Raw genomic sequence first — 17,893 nt, forward strand, 5'->3', positions numbered from 1 at the left:
AGAATCGGATGAAAATACCCTCGCAATTCGATGCGATCGTCGTCGGAGCCGGACCTTCTGGCAACGCCGCGGCCTACGTGATGGCCAAGAGCGGACTGAAGGTGCTGCAGATCGAACGCGGCGAATATCCCGGTAGCAAAAACGTGCAGGGCGCAATCCTCTATGCGAATGCACTCGAAGAGATCATTCCCGATTTCCGTGACGACGCGCCGCTCGAGCGCCACATCATCGAACAGCGTATGTGGATGCTCGACGAAACGTCGTTCGTCGGCACTCACCTGCGCAGCGACGACTACAACAAGCCGCCATATAACCGCTACACGATCATCCGTGCGCAGTTCGACAAGTGGTTCTCATCAAAGGTGCGCGAAGCCGGCGCGTTGCTAATCTGCGAGACGACTGTGAATCACCTGATCTTGGACAACGACCAGGTCGTCGGCGTGCAATGCGACCGTGAACAAGGCGACGTCTATGCCGGCGTCGTGATTCTCGCTGACGGCGTGAATTCGACACTCGCACGCAAGGCCGGCTTTCACAATGAAATTCAGGCGAGCAACGTTGCCCTGGCCGTTAAGGAAATTCTCTTCATGCCAGAAGAGACCATTGGTCAGCGCTTCAACATAGGCGACGAGGAAGGTGTCGTGATCGAGATGGTCGGCCGTATCACCGACGGGATGGTGGGCACAGGCTTCCTGTACACGAACAGAGAATCGCTGACCATCGGCGTCGGCTGCATGCTGAGTGACTTCAAGAAAAACCCAAACCGCACAAGCCCGTACGTCCTGCTCGAAGAGATGAAGCATCATCCGGCAATCGCGCCGCTGATTGCCGGTGGCGAAATGAAGGAGTATTGCGCGCACCTCATTCCAGAAGGCGGCTTCAACGCGATTCCGCAGGTTTACGGCAACGGCTGGATGATCGTCGGAGACTCGGGTGGCTTCGTCAATGCCGCGCATCGCGAAGGGTCCAACCTCGCAATGACGACCGGGCGCCTCGCCGCCGAGACCGTGATCGCGGCGAAAGCAGCCGGGCGCGGTTACGGCGCAAACGAGCTTTCGGTGTATAAGGCCGCGCTTGACGACAGCTTCGTGATGAAGGATCTATACAAGTATCGCGACATGCCGAACATCCTGCACCGCAATCCACAGTTCTTTACGACATACCCGGACCTCGTCGCAAACGCGGCCCGCACGATGTTCACTGTCGACGGCGTCGACAAGAAAACCAAAAAGCACGAGGTCATGGCAAGCTTCCGTAGAAGCCGCTCGCTCACTGGCCTTGTCGGCGATGCATACAAGCTTTGGAGGGCCTTCCGATGAGCAACATCGCTGTCAACATCGAGGAAAAGCTTTTTCAGAACCGCTACCGCGTGGACGCGGGCCGGCCCCACGTCCAGATCAGGAATGCGGACGTCTGCACCGACGAATGTGGCGAGAAAAGCTGCACGTTCGTTTGCCCGGCATCGTGCTACAGAGTCGAGAGCAACGGCACGGTCACACTGATCGCCGACGGCTGCCTGGAATGCGGCAGCTGCCGCATCCTCTGTGCGGACCACGATAACATCGAATGGGAGTACCCGCGCGGCGGGCACGGCATACTGTTCAAGTTCGGCTAGAGGAACGCGGCAATCACAAGCCGCCGCTGCACCGTGGCACCCTGTTCGTGCCACCCGGAAGGCAGACGCCGTTGCAAGGGTTCTGCCCGAGTACTGTCACTCACCCCCTCATGCAGAATCCGCGGTGCGGCAATGCTGCACGACGGCACGGCTTGCAGGCCGCTTTCAGCAAACCTGCCACGAAGCTCGCCACACTCGAGGTCCGCAATGCGATCCACGGCACGCCGTGGCGCGAACAGAGAATACGCAGCGCGGACAGCGACTCTGGATCAATGGTATCGAGCGGACACAGCACAGCGTCGACACCACTCAACAGTGCTGTAAATCGCCTCTCACGGGCGCTTCCGTCAGCGTCAATCAGGGCAATGTGATGGATGAAAGTGCCCCCGTTATGCGCCAACCGCTCCCGCAAAACTGCGTTGCTTCGTGGACGACCTCCGACATAGACAAATCGACGTCCTGCCAGCAACTCACTCAGCGCGCCACCATCGAGCAGTACCCGCTCAACCCACTGCAGCTCATGGGCGAGACTCGCGAGGTGGGCGTGAAGACGCCCTTCATCAGACGCCGTCATCGCACGCTCTCGTACAAGTGCGCATAGCACTGGCTGTCATAGGTCGGATACCTCGTTTGTGAGTCTTATTCCGGGAGGAGCTTCCTACTCAGGCCCGAAGCAATGCGCCCAATCGGGACAAAGGCCGCAGCTCGGCGCCTTGCAGACAACCAGCCCCTCGCGTTCGCACAGTTGCTTGTAAAAGAACTTCTTCCACTTCATGCCGTAAACGTTTTTTGCCGCGAGCAGCGGAAACCAGTAGCCAAGCAACGCCGACAGTTCGCGCCGCGAAGGGAGCCTCAGGTCCTGCCAGAGGTGATTAGCGCCCGGAAACGCGCAGGCCAATGCGTGGGCCACGCAATGCACTTCGTCGGTCGTCCCGGCGCCTGGATCAGCATGTGCCTCGAGCAACACTACAAGGTCTTCCATTTCGTCGTGCCGCGACGCGCACCGAAATGCTACATCCGATGAGTCCCATGCCAGCGACAATGCACTGTCAGCACCTGGAAACCAGTGTGCAAGCAACCACTGGGTTTCTAGGGCGTCTAATCCACGGATAGGCAGAACGTGCACACCCGCCACCTCAAACGCCGTCGAAAGCACGCCAGCGAGCGCCAGTATCGTCGGGCTGTCGGCGCTTACAGCATGGCGCATTAAAGTCGCGTGGAATTCCATAGCCGTGCGGACTTGGTCAGAGCTGAGCCACCGCGTGCGTGTAGCACTTTTTCGGACAAATCCTCGCGCATGCGGTACAGCCAATGCACGGGGCCCTGTGCGCGATCGTCATCACTTTCTTTTCGTACTCGTCGTCATTGCTGTCGTCGCCGTCGAGCGGAACATAGGTACCGCTCGCGTCAAGCCCCACGAGTTCTAGTACACCACGCGCACAAACCCGGAAGCATCGTCCGCAGCCGATACATTTCTCCTGGTCGAGCGTGGACACGAAGGTCGGTGTCCACATCTCGCCACTCGGAAGCTTCACACTGAAAGTCTCGCTCACGTCAATCTCCCGCACGGTCACGCCGACGCCGCTGCGGCCTTGCGCGCTTCCATCAGCGCAGCGTGAGCGTCGTAGCAGCGCTGCGCAACCGCCAGAATCCGCTCCCAATTCGTCGGCAGTTCCTCAGATAGATCGTGCAGCTCAAACTTCGCTTCCAGGGCCTGTGCATGGAGCCTTTTGAGGCGTGCCTTCATGACTTCCGTAGTGTTCATCATTTCCTCGCTCATCACACGCCGTACTTGGCAACCGCCGGCCAGGCGCAGATCATTTCGATGGATTCACTCACCAGGTTGCTGCCCGCCTTGGCCAGCTTCTCGAGCGACGGAAAACCGAAGCGGTGCACTTCGCGCAGCTGCTTGTTGACGACCACAAGCCGGCCCGCAATCAGCACTATCCGCCCGAAGCCCTCATGGCTCATCTTCGTCATCGGCGAGACCATCTGTCCAGTTTCGAGTTCAATCGCCACCGCGATTGCGTTATAGAACAGCTCCAGCCGCAAGAGCGTCTCGGGATTCGGGTCGCCCACGATCGGAATCGCGCGACGCTCTTCCGCGGTCAGGATGTACGGCTTCAGCAATCTCTGGTCGCTTTTCCCATTCCACGAGCCGTGGGGCAGCTGCGCACGCAGCTGCCAGACCAGCTGCTGGACGAACGGGGTTGCAAGAAGCACCTCTTCGCTCGCCGCATCGACGGCGTCCTTCTCAGGATTGCCTTCACTCATGAGCTACCTCGTCGTCCTGAGCAAAATCGTACGACCGCGGCCGGTCCTTCGCGAGCGCTTTGCGCAGCCAGGGCGGTGGCGTACCTTTCAGCACGCCGCTCACCTTCTCGAGAACATCTTCGATCAGCTCTGCCCGCGGCACCTTGATCGGATGGATCTTTAGCGCCACGACGCGCGCCGCCCCCGCGCCGCCAATCGCGGCGACATACAGGATCGCGCAGTCTCGGACGGCCTCGAGCTTGGGCGCGAGCTTGTCGTCGTCACCGTCCTCCTCCAGATCGCCGCCGAAGTCGAACGCCTGGACAAACTTATGGCCGTCGGTCGTCACGTCGTACGTGACAATAGTCTTCGCCGAGCCGAAGTGTGCGTCGATGTGCACTTTGTCCTGAGTTGCAAATGCGATTTTCATGGGGTGGGCTCCTCGTAACATTCGTAGCCGGTCGCAGCGACCGGAATCTCTACTCCTCGGGCGGGATCGCGCGCGGCCAGATCAGCCGCCGGCTGCGGAAGCGCCCAGTCGGCGGGGCCGTAGCGAGGAATCTGCTCGATCATCAGGTTTGCGACCTCGAAGATGAGGTTCATCGTGCCTCGGTAGCCGACTTGGCAGCGGTGAGCATTCCCGATCCTGTCGAACACGGGAAAGCCTACGCGCATGAGCGGCTTGCTGAGGCGCTCTGCCATCTGCCGACCGTGGGAATTTGTGATAAGGAGATCGCAGCCGCTTGCGGCGCTCTCCATGTCTTCGAGATCGCCGAGCACGACTTCGCTTGCGGGCAGAAGTGCGTGCGATGGCGACGCGGTCGTGCTGACGCAGACCGATAGTTCGGCGCCCATCTCGTGCAGCAGTGAACCGAGCGCGAGCAGCAGGTCCGGCTCGGCGCCGAGCGCCACCTTGATGCCGCCCGTGTAGAAGTGTCCGTCGAGCATTGCATCCAGCAGTTGGCTACGTTGCCGGCAGTACTTTGCAGGAACCGACCGGCCCGACAGCTGAGCAAGGCGCTGTAGCAACCGATCGTTGGGTTCCAGTCCGGTGAGCCGCTCGAAGATTTCGAACGGCGTACCTGCCAGGGCCTCTAGCGCCTGAGCCCCCTCGCGGGTCTGCTCGCCCACGCCGATTGTCAATGCCGATGCACCGGCCGCACGTATCCGATCTAGCGTCGTACCGCCAAGCGTCGTGCCGCGCCAGTCCTGAGGGATGTGACCATCGAGCGAGCCAGACAGGTCCGGCAGCACGATTGCATCGAGCCCGAACGCGCTGATGGTTGTGCGCAGTTCGTCGATGTCGCCCGGCGACAGATGGCTACCGGGCAGCACCGTTACCTGCCTCGCGACGCGCGGCAACGGCTTTACCAATGCCTTCACGATCGCGCCGAGCGCACGACTATAGCCATCCTCGAAGCCACCGACATAGTCTGGCGTCGACACGTAGATGACCTCCGTGCTATCCAGCTCTGGCTTGCGCTTGCGCACCATCGCGAGATAGCCCTCGACATCGTCGCCCTTTGTTTCAGTGAGCCCTGTCGAGCAGACTGCAATGACCTTTGGCGCCGCGCGTTTGTGGATATTCAACAGTGCTGTTTCGACGTTGTCGTATCCGCCAAGAATGGTCGTGACCTCGTTCATTGCAGTAGTCTGCAGGGGGATAGCCTCCTTGAAATGGCGCACCATCAGCACGAGACCGAACGACGTACACCCCTGGGGACCATGCATCACCGGCATGCACGCGTCGAGCCCCATGAACGCATAGCACGCGCCTAACGGCTGGCTCATCTTCAGTGGGTTGACCGCACACGCCTTGTTGGATTCGACAACGACAGCCATTGTCTCCGCTCCCCGCTGTGCTTAAGACGCGAAGGCCGACTCGACACCTACTGCGCGGGCGCGCACGCTTTCCAGCGGCGGCACGGGCGTGGCGAGCTCGGGTACCTGTCGCTGCACGGCATCGAGCGTCTCGCCGTCGTCCCCCCACGGCGCCGGGATACGGACCTGCTGCCAAACGGGGTTGTGCATCGCGCGGTCGATTTCGCACACCAGTTCGACGATGCCCTCATACCCGGCGTATGGATGATGGCGCTCCTGGTTGATATCGAGCCAGGGCATGCGCGCCTTCAGCGCAACGAATTGCGAACGCCCGCCGGACAACATGATGTCGGCCCTTGCGTCGCGCAGCATCTTGTACATCTCGTGTGGCGCCATATTGTCGATCATCTGCGCACCGTCGCCCATAATCTCGTGGATCCTCTCTCTATCCTCCTTGGTACTCTTCTTTACGCTTGTGCCGACAATCTCGAGCCCAACCTCCTGCAGCGCGGCGACAACAGACCACGACTTCACACCGCCCGTAATAAGCAGTACGCGTTTGCCCTGCAGGCGCTTGCGGTACCGCGCGATCCGCCCCCACGCCCGAGCCTCTTCTGCCGCAATCAGGCGCTCTGTCCGCCCGATCAGGTCATCGGGTGCGCCCTGTTGCACCAGCAGCCTCACCATCTGGCGCAGCGTGTCGCTTACGTCGCCTATCCCATAGAAGGAGCCCTCGAAATACGGAATACCGTAGCGCTGCTCCATCTTCGTCGCGATGTTGATCATTGACTTCGAGCACACCATCACGTTGACCTTAGCCCGGTGCGAGGTCGCGATCTCGCCGTATCGGCCGTTGCCAGAAATGCACGAAAGAATACGAATACCGAGAGCGTCGAGGAGCGGCTTCGTCTGCCACAGTTCGCCCGACAGGTTGTATTCGCCGATGATGTTGATGTCGAATGACGTCGTGTGTGCCGGCTCACGTGTGCCGATCACGTAATCGAGAATCGCCTCGGCGCCGAGCTTGTTACCGAGATTCTTCGAGCCCGCGAAGCCGGGCGCGTTCACCGGAACGACGGGTTTGCCGAACTTTTCTGACGCCCGCTTGCAAACCGCCTCGACGTCGTCGCCGATTAACGCGGTCACGCAGGTCTGATAGACGAACACGGCGGGCGGGTCGTATTTCTCAATGATTTCGCGCACGCTCCTGAACAGCCGCCTCTCACCGCCGTATACGACGTCGAGTTCATTAATGTCAGTCGTGAAGCCAGTGCGATAGAGCGTCGAGCCCGACGATGCTGCATTGCGGTTATCCCAGGAATTTCCTTCGCACGCGATCGGCCCGTGCACGAGGTGCGCCACGTCGACGACTGGCTGCAGCGCGACCTTTGCTCCGTCGAACGCACAGCCGCCCGCCGACGCGCCTGGCGACAGCTGCTTCGTGCAGCCGGTCTTGCGCTCCTTCTCGCTTTTGGCCTGGTTTCTTTCGCAACCGCGTTCGTCGAAGACCTCGGCAACCTTTGCCTTGAGGGAGGCAGACATAACAAGCTCCTGACTATCTGGGTCCGCGCCAACTCGCAAGTTCCGCACCACGATTTCCGCCAGCGCGGAACGCGCCGCTGCGCCGCTTGGTCCTCTCTCCGGTTGTCCTCGTCGATAGCTACATTGGGATGCGAGCGCGACTGTCGTGTCTTGCGCTTCCGATGTCAGCTTCCGCACAATCGGAGCAGTCCTTGTCGCGAAGGGAACGCACGCTCTGACCGCTGAACCCGCGCCTCGCGCTCTGAGTGGCATTGGGTCGATTGGCATGGTGGTTGCGCCAGCGCTGGCCACCAACACACCCACACGCTTTAGTCGTCCCGCCCGTGGCTCAGACGCCACCTCACAACTGCAACAGGACCATGAATATGCCTTTTCCTCTCACACCGCTATCTAGAGACACCGACACGGAGCGAGCACTGCGCGCCGACAATGACGCGACACCTCTCCCCGCGCTAGTCGCGACTTGGCTCGCGCGGAACGACTTTCCTCATCCCCTTTCGCGCAGCGTCAACGGCCTTACGCCATTGATGCTAGCCGTGCGACAAGACGATCACGCTGTGATGAACGCGCTCATCGCGCTTGGCTTGCAGATCTATGCGGTCGACGACGCCGGCAACAACGCGCTTTGGTATGCGAGTACCGGCGGTTCACCTGCATCGATCGTTCGCCTCGTCGATGCAGGTATCGATATTGACCACGCGAACGATGACGGTATCACGTGCCTCATGCAGGCAGCGGCGAACGGCAGGACCGAGGTAATGCGGTTGCTAATTGCGCAAGGCGCGAATGTCACACTATGCGCGCCGGACGGACGCAGCGCGATGGACATCTTGGCAGACCGCGACCTTGACTTGCCGTGCGCGACGCTTCCGGTCGATCGCCGGCAGATGCCGTACTGTGGACTCATGCTATCGGTGTCGAGATTTTCTGCATACCGCAGTGCCAATGACAGTTCTTACCATACCGGCGCATCTCAAGATCACGAATTTTGCGCTCGTCCTACACGAAGGCCAACCGTGAAATCATTCCGCTGAAATCGATCCGAAATGACGCACGTGATTTTTTACGAAAAACCCGGCTGCAGCGCGAATGCGGCGCAGAAGGCGCTACTCATCGCCGCCGGGCACACGCTCGAGGTGCGCAATCTGCTGCGCTGGCCATGGACGCCAAAAACGCTGTTCGCCTTCCTCGAGCCGCTGCTTGTTCCCGAATGGTTCAACCGCGCGGCGCCCGAGATAAAGTCGGGTCGGCTCGCGCCCGAATTGCTGGATGCTGCAAGCGCGCTCGCGTGCCTCCTTGCCGAACCGCTTTTGATCCGCCGTCCACTGATGGAAGCTAGCGGCATGCGGGTAGTCGGTTTCGATGCCGAGCATGTGGACGCGTGGATTGGGCTCGCCCACTGAAGGAGGCCCAGATCGGCGGCAACTGTCCGCTCGGAGACCGTTCGGCGGCGAACTGCACGCGAGTATCCTCGGAGCCGCTCTGCGACGACTCCAGCACCGCGTGCAAGAGGGGAATTCAACGCAACCTTGATGACGAGTGGCGCGGGTAAAGGCTGCAGCGCGGCAGATGATCGCTCAACCGCGACCCAATCGAAGATCGGGGATTAACAGTGCACTATGCACCCGTCCACAGGGCACACAGCGACGCACTGCGGACTATCGAAGTGGCCTTCGCATTCCGTGCACTTCTTCGGGTCGATGGCAAACACACCGCCTTTCTCGGTGATCGCGACGTTCGGACATTGCGGCTCGCAAGCCGAGCAGCCTGTGCAGGTTGACGCAACAATCTTGAGGCTCATGGAGATGCTCCTTGTCGATATGATCTATCGGATCACCGACGCCAGATCCGTGCCAAGCGACAATACCTCCCGTGCATTTAGCGACGCCGTTACAAAGTGCACAACGCAAGTCAACTCCGCCCACATCCAACGGCGTGCGAGGCGCAGTTCACTTGCCGCATGGCGGAGAGAACACGGTGCGCGTCGCTGACGATCAGAAGCGCCGTACCTTGATCCCGTGCTTGCGCAGTGCGTAGCCGATCTGTCGCGGCGTGATTTTGAGAAGCCGCGCCGCCTTCGCCTGCACCCAGCCGCAGCGCTCCATCGCCCAAATGAGCCGTTCGCGCTCGCCATCCGGCCTGTCGTCACCGTTCGGCAGGTTGAGCCCTACGTGATCGCGATCAGTGCCATTGACCCTGCTCGATGGTGGCATCGCGGCGCTCCGCAGGGAGTCTGGCACTTCGCTAATTGAGATGTCTGACGTGCCTGCAGGGCGCACGGCGTCCTCTCGCTGGATATGGTGCAACACTTTCGCCGTGCATCGATCGGACTCGCAGAGGAATGAGAGGCGATCGATCGTGTCATGATGCGTCATTGTCGCCGTACGCTCAACGCAATTCTCGAGCTCGCGTACGTTACCGGGCCAATGACAGCTCATCAGCACGCGCATCGCGTCATCGCTGAAGCACAGCGAGCGACCGTGGTCGCGATTGAAGCGATCGAGAAAGTGCTGCGCCATCGCGGGAATGTCGTCGCGCCGCTCGCGCAGCGGCGGCAATGGAATACTGACGACGTTGATCCGGTAGTACAGATCCGCACGGAACTCGCCGTCCCTCACCATCCGCTCTAGATTTCGATTGGTGGCAAAGATCAGCCTCACGTCGACTTTCACTGGTCTCACGCCGCCCACTCGTTCGAACTCGCGCTCCTGCAACACGCGCAAAAGTTTTGCCTGGAAGGACGGCGAAATATCGCCGATCTCATCGAGGAAGAGAGTCCCGCCCTGCGCCAGTTCGAATCGTCCCTTGCGTTGACATTGCGCACCCGTGAACGCGCCTTTTTCATGGCCAAACAGCTCGCTCTCCAGCAGCGATTCCGTGAGCGCCGCACAGTTGACCGAGACGAATGGTTGCTCCTTGCGCGGTGACAGGCGGTGAATCGCACGTGCGATCACTTCTTTGCCGGTGCCGCTCTCGCCGCGTAATAGCACCGTTGTGCGCGTCGGCGCGACCTGATGGACCTGTCCGAATACCTCCTGCATCGGTGCGGACGTACCGACCACTTGGTCGAGCTGCAGAACGGGACGGACCGTCTTCCGGATGCGCCAGACTTCGTCCTGCTTGCCGCCGCGCGTCGTGCTCGCCCCCAGATGGAGCAAAAGCGCCTGCGCCATCGGCGTCGCAACCACCTTCATCAGGTGCAGGTCGTTCGCCAACAGGCGGTTGCCGCCTGGATTCTCGCAGAATGCGACCAGCACACCCAGAGGGCGCCATTCGTGCCGAATCGGCACCGCGAGCAGGGCCACGCTCTCATCGTCGGGCGCACCCGCGCCCCCTGTGCGGTCGAGGAACATCGGCTCGTCGCGCACCGCGGGCACGATTACGGGCGACCCGATCGTGTAAATCCGTCCGACGATCCCCTCGCCGGGCAGAAAGCATACGCGCTGCCGCCAGTCCTCCTGCAGCCCCGTGCTGCATAGACCCCGCAAACGTCCGTCTGACTCTGCAATGGCAATGAACGCGGAACGCCAGCCGAGCGCATATGCCATGTAACGCAACGACGTATCGAATGTCTGCCTCACGTCTTCCGATGAGATTAGCGTCTTGCATATTTCATAGATCACATCGAAATCACAAGAAGTCGCTTTGGCATGGATGTTCGGCATGGGTTTTTTCGCTCCAGCGATGGGCTCTCCGGGATCATTGTGCGCATGCCAGACGCGGTTGCAAGCCACAATCCGTATCGTTTCGTACGAATCTGGACGGCGCGGGCACGTGCATCCACGAAGCCGACAACAAAATCGCCGTTGCAATGTCGGAAATGAACGACAAAGACAACAACACGTTTCACTGAGTCCACGATGCTAACCGAAAAAGTGCTGGCGGGACCGTGCGACTTCCTCTATCTAATTCATTTCGAATCCGCTCCACAGTGGGCGAAATGATGAAGAAAATTGTCGGGAACAAGACACTCACGACATGCCGACGTCCTGATTGTCGCTCGGACTCGTAGCGCCAAGAGAGGGTTGGCCCGCACCTTGCAGGTACAACCGCAAAGACTCGAGGGATCGCACCCATGTCGACTCCGATCATCAACGACACGACCTTGCGCGACGGCGAGCAGGCTGCCGGCGTAGCATTCACTGTCGCAGAGAAATGCGCAATCGCGACCGCGCTATCTGGGGCTGGCGTCCCCGAGCTCGAAGTCGGTATTCCCTCGATGGGGCCGGAGGAAATTGCGTGCATTCAAGCAATCGTGGACTTGCGTCTCCAAGCCAGAGTTATGGTATGGGGCCGGCTAACGCTCAGCGATCTAGCTGCCGCGCTGTACTGCAATCCCGACATCGTTCACCTGTCCATCCCAGTATCTGACACTCACTTGCAGTACAAGCTGCGGCAGCCACGAACATGGGTGTTTGCACAAATCAGGCGAGTGGTCGGCGAGGCAGTGAAGGACGGCCTCAAGGTGTCGCTCGGCGCAGAAGACGCGTCGCGCGCGGATCCCGCATTCGTTGCCCAAGTCGCGTGGCTCGCCCAGAATTGCGGTGCACAGCGGATCCGCTTCTCGGACACAGTCGGTGTACTCGATCCATTCTCCACCTATGAGGCAATCGCGCGGCTGCGCGACGCGGTTGATATCGAGATCGAGATTCATGCGCACGATGATCTAGGGCTCGCGACTGCAAACACGCTTGCCGCGCTACGTGCCGGCGCCACACATGCGAACACGGCCGTCAACGGCCTCGGCGAGCGAGCGGGCAATGCATCGCTCGAAGAAGTCGTGATGGCCGCGCGCCATCTTCTCGGCCGGGACACAGGCGTTGATACGACGGCGCTCGTCGGCCTTTCGCGGCTCGTCGAACATGCCTCGGGCAGGACCGTTGCGTTTGGCAAGAGCACCGTAGGAAGTGGTGCTTTCACGCACGAATCGGGGATCCGTGCCGACGGTCTTGCGAAGAACCCCGCTACGTACGAGGGCTTCGACCCGGCCCAACTTGGCCGCAAGCGCTCGCTCGTGCTAGGCAAGCACTCCGGTTCGCAAAGCGTGCGCCAAGCCTATGGCGCGCTCGGCCTGACGCTCAGTGAGCGGCTCGTACCGGTTCTGCTCAAACGGATCCGCCACCACGCGACCGAACGCAAGCAAGAGCCCGACGAGCGTGATCTATATCGCTTCCTGATGGAAGCGAGCAACGTCGCGAAAGAGCCGCCATAAGCGACATCCCTCGTGCCACGTTCGCTTCAGGCTGCAAGGCGATCTCGATGCCGAACGCACTGCTCGACAAGCCTATACGTGCTCGATCCCGCCGATCGGCTTGCGCTCCGCATTTAAAGCCCAGGTCACGTCCCCCCCCACAAAACATAGGCACCGCATGCGACCAAGACCAATCCCCGAAACAAGCGCCGAGGGCGCCGCCACGCTCGACCGTGCATTCGCGATTCTCTTTGCGTTCCGCTTGTCCGGCCAGAAAGGCCTCTCATTCGAGGAGCTTGCCGCGCGCACCGGGCTCTACAAAAGCACGGTCCTACGATTGACAGCGTCGCTCATGCAACTCCGGATGATCTATCGAGACGACGACGGCCGCTACCACATTGGACCCACAGCGCTGCAACTGGGCGCGCTCTATCAGCGCGGCCTGCAACTTTGTGATGCAATTTTGCCGTCGATGCACGCACTGCGCGACGACAGCGGTGAGAGCCTCTCGTTTCACGTAATGCGCGAGAAGTTAATCGTCTGCCTATGCCGCTTGAATTCGTCGCGCACGGTCTGCGATCACATTCAAGAAGGCGACGTACAGACGATGACCGAAAACGCCGCCGGCTATGTGCTAGCTGCATTCAGTCATGCACCCGGTAAGCGCTATGAGCAAATCCGGTACGACTGCTGTTGTGTATTGCCAGGTCAGCATGAAATGGATACCGCCAGCATCGCCGTTCCGGTGTTCTCGGCGATGCAGTCGCTCGCTGGCGCTCTCGCGTTGACAGGAACCGCGTCGCGCATCGACGTAACTCGGCTAGGCCGGATGAAGCGGCCGATGATTGAGGCGGCTATCGCCGCGAGTAAGCGATTGGGCAGCGATGCCGCACCGCTGCGCGCCGCACTAAGGTCAATCGAGCGAAAACAGAATTAGCAAAGCCGATTGTTAACGGCGGCACTTGTTGATGGATACGGAATCGGATTGCCTTTCTACCACAATACCCAATTATGATGATGAAAGTCGTTCGGATCGCTATCATTATTCATGTGGGGAGAAATGCACTGTGGGCTGAATGCTTCACGCGTCCAGCGAAGCTGCGCGAGCGCGAAAATTGCCAATTCCCTCCTCCACCCAATCCGCGACTCGTGCAGAAAATCACGAGCTGCAGCGGCCTGTTGATGCGCTCCCTCTCGAGTGGAGCACGTCGTCATCGGACGAACCTAGCTGCAGCGCCCGAAATAAGAAGCGCTGAAGCGTCGTTGCCGCTGGCGTGCAGCCGTCCGCATTTCCGTGGCTGAACAGCCCGAATTCGGCCACGGGCGGCGTCGGCAGACCGGCAACACACGGATCAATTGCATGCATCGTATCGCGGCGCACATTCCAGTCGAGTAGCACAGCAACACCGAGCCCGGCCTCGACGGCCGACTGGATTGCGGACAGGCTCGTGCTCACGCACGCGACGCGCCACGCGATGCCGGCTTCGCGCAACGTCTCGAAGAAGTTTTCCTGCCATCGACATGCTCCGCTGAATGCCACAATCGGTAGGGGGCCGCCGCGTAAGTCAGCACTGCGCGTACGCGCGGCTGCCCAGCGAAGAGGATGCCGCCAAGTGACGAGCGGTTCGGCGTAGATGTGCGCAGGATCGCCGATCGCGAAATCGAGCGTGTTGCTCGCGAGCCGCCGGGATAGCGCGGGACTCGAGTCGACGACGATTTCGAGCGCGACATCGGGAAACGATGCCGAAAACTGGCGCAGCGCGTGCCGAAGGTGACTCATTGCGATATCCTCGAGAATGCCGACCCGTACCGCGCCTGAGATGTCGCCCGCGTTCAGCGCGGCACGCGCGGCGAGGCCGATTTCGAGCAGCTTGTGCGCGTACGGGAGTAGCACGCTGCCCGCCGGCGTCGGCTTGACGCCGCGCGGCGAGCGCTCGAGCAAACGCTGACCGACTTGGTCTTCAAGGCGTCGAAGCGCCATGCTGATAGCAGCCTGAGTGCGATTGAGTGCTATCGCGGCATTGCTCACGCTACCCGTTTCCACCACAGTCACAAAGATACGCAGTAGCGTGCTGTCGAGATCGCGAACCATCAATTTTCCTCATGCAAACATAAACATTATCAGCTTACACCAAGCGTACAGCTGCGGTTAGCATCCTCATCAAGGACGCGGAGAGGATGCATGAATCAAGAATTAAATGCAAAGGAATTAACGGCAAAAGAACCCGAGCGCAAAGCGCCGAATTTGTCAAAATTGTTCTCACGCGCCGTTGCACCGCTGCTCGTCGTCGCATCGATGTGCAGTGTCCAACTCGGCGCCGCGCTGTCGCGGCCTGCGACGCTAGAGTACGGCACCATTAGCATAACTTGGCTGCGGCTCTGCTTTGCGGCCTTCGCCCTCGCGGCCATCATACGGCCGCCGCTGAACACGTATTCGCGGAAGCACTGGTTCGCCGCGATCGCGCTTGGCAGCGCGGCAGCATGCATGACGCTGTGCTTCTTCGAGGCAGTGCGCCGCATGCCACTCGCGCTTGCAGTCGCGATCAACTTCCTCGGGCCGCTCGCGGTCGCGACGTTCAGTGTACGCAAACCGGCATTGCTGGCGTGGCCGGTTCTCGCGGCAGCCGGCGTGCTACTACTCATTCGCGATAACGGTACGTGGGTTGTCGCCTTGGCCGACCTGGTCTTCCCGATCGGGGCGGCGTGCGGCTGGGCCGCGTACATCGTGTTGACGAAGCACGTCGGGACACTGTTCGAGGGACTAGAAGGACTTGCCGTGTCACTGATCACGGCTGCCGTCGTCACGACTCCCTTCGGACTCTTACAAAGTGGGGGCCATTTGCCTCCCAGACAACTGATTGACGCCGCGTATCTTTCGGTGCTGGTACCGCTCGTCCCATACGCCCTAGAACTGATCGCGCTGCGCCGAATGAGTGCGTCAGTGTTCGCCATTCTAATGAGCGCGGAGCCTGCGATTGCGGCCGCAATCGGCTTCATCATACTTCAACAACCGATGAGCACGTCCCGGATCTTTGGCACGCTCTGTGTTATCACCGCGAGCATCTGCGCGATTCTGGTGGAGAAACCGATCTCGCTGTCAGCAAGGCGGCGCGTTCGTGCAAGGGATTCACGACAGTCGGCGCTACGACCAGAAACGCGGAATCAACCCGCTTCTCCCGACGCAGATCAATGAAAGGGGCATCGAAAGCTTTGACGTGCCCCGTCTCACAAAGGCGGGGTTGGACTGGAATCGTCGAAAAGTGTTCCGCAGTACCGCCTTCTCATCGCGCAATGACTTGCCGCGGTTTCGGCATGGCAGTAAGGGGTTTTCCGCAAGTTCGAACATACAGAATTGCTTCATCTACAGACCACCTGGCTCCCGGCTTCCCACGATCGGAGTGGGGACGGCACCGGTTGCACCGTATTCCTGTCTTTGTTTTCTGATTTTATCTGGAGGTTGAATGATGGTAAGGAACGACCGTGCACGTCTCGAACAAGTAGCGGCGCATGGAATGCAGCAGATGTTCACCGCTTCGCCGGAAACCGCGGCGTTTCATCGTGGCGAGTGGATCGACAGCGAATACTATCGTCGGCACCTCGTCGAAACAGTGCTGCGTATCCGCCTCAACAATGAAGTCGACGCATTCGCGCTTTACAAGATAGGTTCCAAGGACAACGCGCTCGCGCAGACTCTCGCGCAATACCTCTCCGAGGAATATGGGCACGAAGGGCTATTCCTGCGCGACATTGAGAAATTTGGCCTGACGGCCGATCAAGTGGACCACATCGCGCCATTCCACAGCACCGACAAGCTGATCGGCTACTTGTACCTGAGCATCTGCCGTGACGGTCCGCTGCCGACGATGGTATGGAACTGGTTCGTCGAATGGTATTCGGATCTCTACAACAAGACGATCACCTCAGCTGCCGCCCGCGTGTTCGGCGACCAACACGTGCAGGGTTCGCGCCGCCATATCGAGTATGACGAAACGCACTTTCATGACGACCTGATGTGGGCCGCCGTGCAGCGGTCAATCGACAGCTGGGGTGGAATCGACAAGGCGGAAACGTATCTGCGCCACTTCATCGCGCTGATCGGCGAATACTTCGATGAGTTGCGCGCCGCGACCGTTCCGCAGCCCAAAACCCCCGCAGCGTAGGGAGCGTTCCATGACCGCAGTCATCGTCGTCGAACCGGCATCGTCGGGCACGGCGCTTATCGCTGCCGCTGCGCGCCTTGGAGTCGCCGCGCACGTATTCTCCGCCGACTGCGACGAGCGAGTTGTGCCACCTGAACTGCGCGCTGCGGCCGCTTCTTTCACGACGGTGGATACTGCGTCGGCAAACGCGGTTGCGGCCGCCGCGCGTGCCGTCGGCGCCGATGCGATCGTGCCCGGTTTCGAATACACGGTCTGCCCGGCTGCGGAAGCGGCCGCGCAGCTCGGCCTGCCGCATCTGCCGCTGGAAGCGGCGACGCTCGCGCGCGACAAGTACCAGAGTCGGAAACGCCTCGCAGACGCCGGACTCGCGGTGCCACGCTTCGCCCGAATAACAGGTTCGCAAGACGTCGTCGCGGCGGCTTCGCTGGTCGGCTTCCCGGCCGTCCTGAAGCCTGTCGACGGCTGCGGCAGCCAGCTCGTCACGCGAGTCGACTCCCTGCAGGAACTGCGGTTTATGGCCGAGAGCGCCATGCGCGCGGTTGTTGTCGATATGGGCTGCAAGATCGGCCAAGCTTTGCTGCTTGAGCAATATCTCGAGGGCCCCGAATACAGCATCGAAGGCTACATCGGTCCACTTGGGCCGCGCGTAGTGGCAGTGACCGAGAAGCTACTCGGCCCAGAGCCATATTTTGTCGAGATGGGACATGTCGTCGAAGCGCCCCTCACACCGGACCGTCGAGCGACACTTGTTGCATATGTCGAGGCGGTCGCGAAATGTATCGGCCTCACGCTCGGCGTGTTCCATGCAGAGGCTCGCATTACCCGAGACGGCCCGGTGTTGATCGAAATGGCCGCGCGGCTCGGCGGTGACCGGATCTACCGGCTCGTCGAACTCAGCAAATCGATCTCGCTGCCGGAAGTAATGATACGTGGTCATCTCGGCGACGTGGTTCCGACGCCCGACTGCAAAGAGGCGCTCGCGAGGTGCGTGAGCGGCGTTAGGTTCCTCGCCACCTCAGCGGAGCGGTTCGCCGGTGCCGCGGGCATCCAAAAAGTGCGCGCACTGCCCGGCTTCCAGGAGGTCGAGGTCTACTCGCACATCGGCGGTACGGTGCCGCAGCTGACTGACTTTCGCGGCCGCGTCGGGCATGTACTGTTTACCGCCTCGGATCGACCGACGCTCGATTTCCGTCTCGCCGAAGCCCTGCGCATGCTTAGACTCGATCAATCCTGTATCGACAATTGATGATGCCATCTTGCCGCGGCGCCATCACGCATTCGGCCGCAAGGTCTGCTAAGGCACGGTCCTCG

At 60.6% G+C, this 17,893-nt stretch carries 19 protein-coding genes and 1 pseudogene; 9 read left to right on the top strand and 11 right to left on the bottom strand.

Annotated features, from left to right (window positions below):
* The first annotated feature begins 8 nt into the window (after positions 1–8).
* Positions 9–1,319 (top strand): FAD-dependent oxidoreductase, encoded by a 1,311-nt coding sequence (locus tag AB4Y31_RS30555; protein ID WP_102607360.1) that lies wholly within the window; start codon positions 9–11, stop codon positions 1,317–1,319.
* Positions 1,316–1,615: a ferredoxin family protein gene (locus tag AB4Y31_RS30560; protein ID WP_368677264.1), complete on the top strand. Its 300-nt coding sequence runs from the start codon at positions 1,316–1,318 to the stop codon at positions 1,613–1,615. The genes AB4Y31_RS30555 and AB4Y31_RS30560 overlap by 4 nt, the downstream gene beginning before the upstream one ends.
* Positions 1,616–1,715: 100 nt before the next feature.
* Here AB4Y31_RS30560 and AB4Y31_RS30565 read toward each other — a convergent pair whose 3' ends face one another.
* From AB4Y31_RS30565 to nifE, 8 genes are all read right to left on the bottom strand, one after another.
* A complete protein-coding gene (locus tag AB4Y31_RS30565; RefSeq protein ID WP_102607358.1) occupies positions 1,716–2,189 on the bottom strand; it encodes a DUF2325 domain-containing protein in 474 nt (157 codons plus the stop codon).
* Positions 2,190–2,273: 84 nt separating this feature from the next.
* Positions 2,274–2,843: a nitrogen fixation protein NifQ gene (locus AB4Y31_RS30570; RefSeq protein ID WP_102607357.1), complete on the bottom strand. Its 570-nt coding sequence runs from the start codon at positions 2,841–2,843 to the stop codon at positions 2,274–2,276.
* Between the two features lie 16 nt (positions 2,844–2,859).
* Positions 2,860–3,168, bottom strand: coding sequence for a ferredoxin III, nif-specific (fdxB, locus tag AB4Y31_RS30575; RefSeq protein WP_102607400.1), 309 nt, complete (start codon positions 3,166–3,168; stop codon positions 2,860–2,862).
* 17 nt (positions 3,169–3,185) lie between these two features.
* Positions 3,186–3,395 (bottom strand): CCE_0567 family metalloprotein, encoded by a 210-nt coding sequence (locus AB4Y31_RS30580; RefSeq protein WP_223258764.1) that lies wholly within the window; start codon positions 3,393–3,395, stop codon positions 3,186–3,188.
* Positions 3,395–3,889: a NifX-associated nitrogen fixation protein gene (locus tag AB4Y31_RS30585; RefSeq protein WP_368677265.1), complete on the bottom strand. Its 495-nt coding sequence runs from the start codon at positions 3,887–3,889 to the stop codon at positions 3,395–3,397. The genes AB4Y31_RS30580 and AB4Y31_RS30585 overlap by 1 nt, the downstream gene beginning before the upstream one ends.
* Positions 3,882–4,298 carry a nitrogen fixation protein NifX gene (gene nifX / locus AB4Y31_RS30590; RefSeq protein ID WP_102607355.1) on the bottom strand — a complete coding sequence of 139 codons (417 nt, stop codon included), beginning with the start codon at positions 4,296–4,298 and terminating at the stop codon, positions 3,882–3,884. Before nifX ends, AB4Y31_RS30585 begins: the two co-directional genes overlap by 8 nt.
* Positions 4,295–5,710, bottom strand: a complete 1,416-nt coding sequence (gene nifN / locus AB4Y31_RS30595; protein ID WP_368677266.1) for a nitrogenase iron-molybdenum cofactor biosynthesis protein NifN — start codon at positions 5,708–5,710, stop codon at positions 4,295–4,297. Before nifN ends, nifX begins: the two co-directional genes overlap by 4 nt.
* 21 nt (positions 5,711–5,731) lie before the next feature.
* On the bottom strand, positions 5,732–7,231 hold the full coding sequence (gene nifE / locus AB4Y31_RS30600) for a nitrogenase iron-molybdenum cofactor biosynthesis protein NifE (protein WP_368677283.1): 1,500 nt from the start codon (positions 7,229–7,231) through the stop codon (positions 5,732–5,734).
* 365 nt (positions 7,232–7,596) lie between these two features.
* On the opposite strand from nifE, the gene AB4Y31_RS30605 reads away from it, so the two are divergent.
* Entirely contained in the window at positions 7,597–8,265 is a 669-nt protein-coding gene (locus AB4Y31_RS30605; RefSeq protein ID WP_368677284.1) for an ankyrin repeat domain-containing protein, read from the top strand.
* 12 nt (positions 8,266–8,277) lie between these two features.
* Positions 8,278–8,625 (top strand): annotated as a pseudogene (locus tag AB4Y31_RS30610) (ArsC/Spx/MgsR family protein); the annotation flags it as partial.
* Between the two features lie 212 nt (positions 8,626–8,837).
* On the opposite strand, the gene AB4Y31_RS30615 reads toward AB4Y31_RS30610, so the two are convergent.
* Both AB4Y31_RS30615 and nifA read right to left on the bottom strand, forming a co-directional pair.
* Positions 8,838–9,032, bottom strand: coding sequence for a 4Fe-4S dicluster domain-containing protein (locus tag AB4Y31_RS30615; protein WP_102607351.1), 195 nt, complete (start codon positions 9,030–9,032; stop codon positions 8,838–8,840).
* Between the two features lie 193 nt (positions 9,033–9,225).
* Entirely contained in the window at positions 9,226–10,896 is a 1,671-nt protein-coding gene (nifA, locus tag AB4Y31_RS30620) for a nif-specific transcriptional activator NifA (RefSeq protein ID WP_368677267.1), read from the bottom strand.
* Positions 10,897–11,306: 410 nt separating this feature from the next.
* Here nifA and nifV point away from each other — a divergent pair, with 410 nt between their 5' ends.
* Together nifV and AB4Y31_RS30630 are read left to right on the top strand one after the other, a co-directional pair.
* Positions 11,307–12,443, top strand: a complete 1,137-nt coding sequence (gene nifV, locus AB4Y31_RS30625) for a homocitrate synthase (RefSeq protein ID WP_368677268.1) — start codon at positions 11,307–11,309, stop codon at positions 12,441–12,443.
* A gap of 100 nt (positions 12,444–12,543) precedes the next feature.
* Positions 12,544–13,359: an IclR family transcriptional regulator gene (locus tag AB4Y31_RS30630; RefSeq protein ID WP_368677269.1), complete on the top strand. Its 816-nt coding sequence runs from the start codon at positions 12,544–12,546 to the stop codon at positions 13,357–13,359.
* A gap of 222 nt (positions 13,360–13,581) precedes the next feature.
* On the opposite strand, the gene AB4Y31_RS30635 is transcribed toward AB4Y31_RS30630, so the two are convergent.
* On the bottom strand, positions 13,582–14,514 hold the full coding sequence (locus AB4Y31_RS30635; protein ID WP_102607347.1) for a LysR family transcriptional regulator: 933 nt from the start codon (positions 14,512–14,514) through the stop codon (positions 13,582–13,584).
* Positions 14,515–14,604: 90 nt separating this feature from the next.
* Here AB4Y31_RS30635 and AB4Y31_RS30640 point away from each other — a divergent pair, with 90 nt between their 5' ends.
* From AB4Y31_RS30640 to AB4Y31_RS30650, 3 genes are all read left to right on the top strand, one after another.
* On the top strand, positions 14,605–15,615 hold the full coding sequence (locus AB4Y31_RS30640) for a DMT family transporter (protein WP_107154017.1): 1,011 nt from the start codon (positions 14,605–14,607) through the stop codon (positions 15,613–15,615).
* A 271-nt stretch (positions 15,616–15,886) separates the two neighbouring features.
* Positions 15,887–16,582, top strand: coding sequence for an iron-containing redox enzyme family protein (locus tag AB4Y31_RS30645; RefSeq protein WP_368677285.1), 696 nt, complete (start codon positions 15,887–15,889; stop codon positions 16,580–16,582).
* Positions 16,583–16,592: 10 nt separating this feature from the next.
* Positions 16,593–17,828 carry an ATP-grasp domain-containing protein gene (locus AB4Y31_RS30650; protein WP_368677270.1) on the top strand — a complete coding sequence of 412 codons (1,236 nt, stop codon included), beginning with the start codon at positions 16,593–16,595 and terminating at the stop codon, positions 17,826–17,828.
* Positions 17,829–17,893: the final 65 nt, after the last annotated feature.

This window comes from Trinickia sp. EG282A (assembly GCF_040965455.1).
GTDB classification, from domain to species: domain Bacteria; phylum Pseudomonadota; class Gammaproteobacteria; order Burkholderiales; family Burkholderiaceae; genus Trinickia; species Trinickia symbiotica.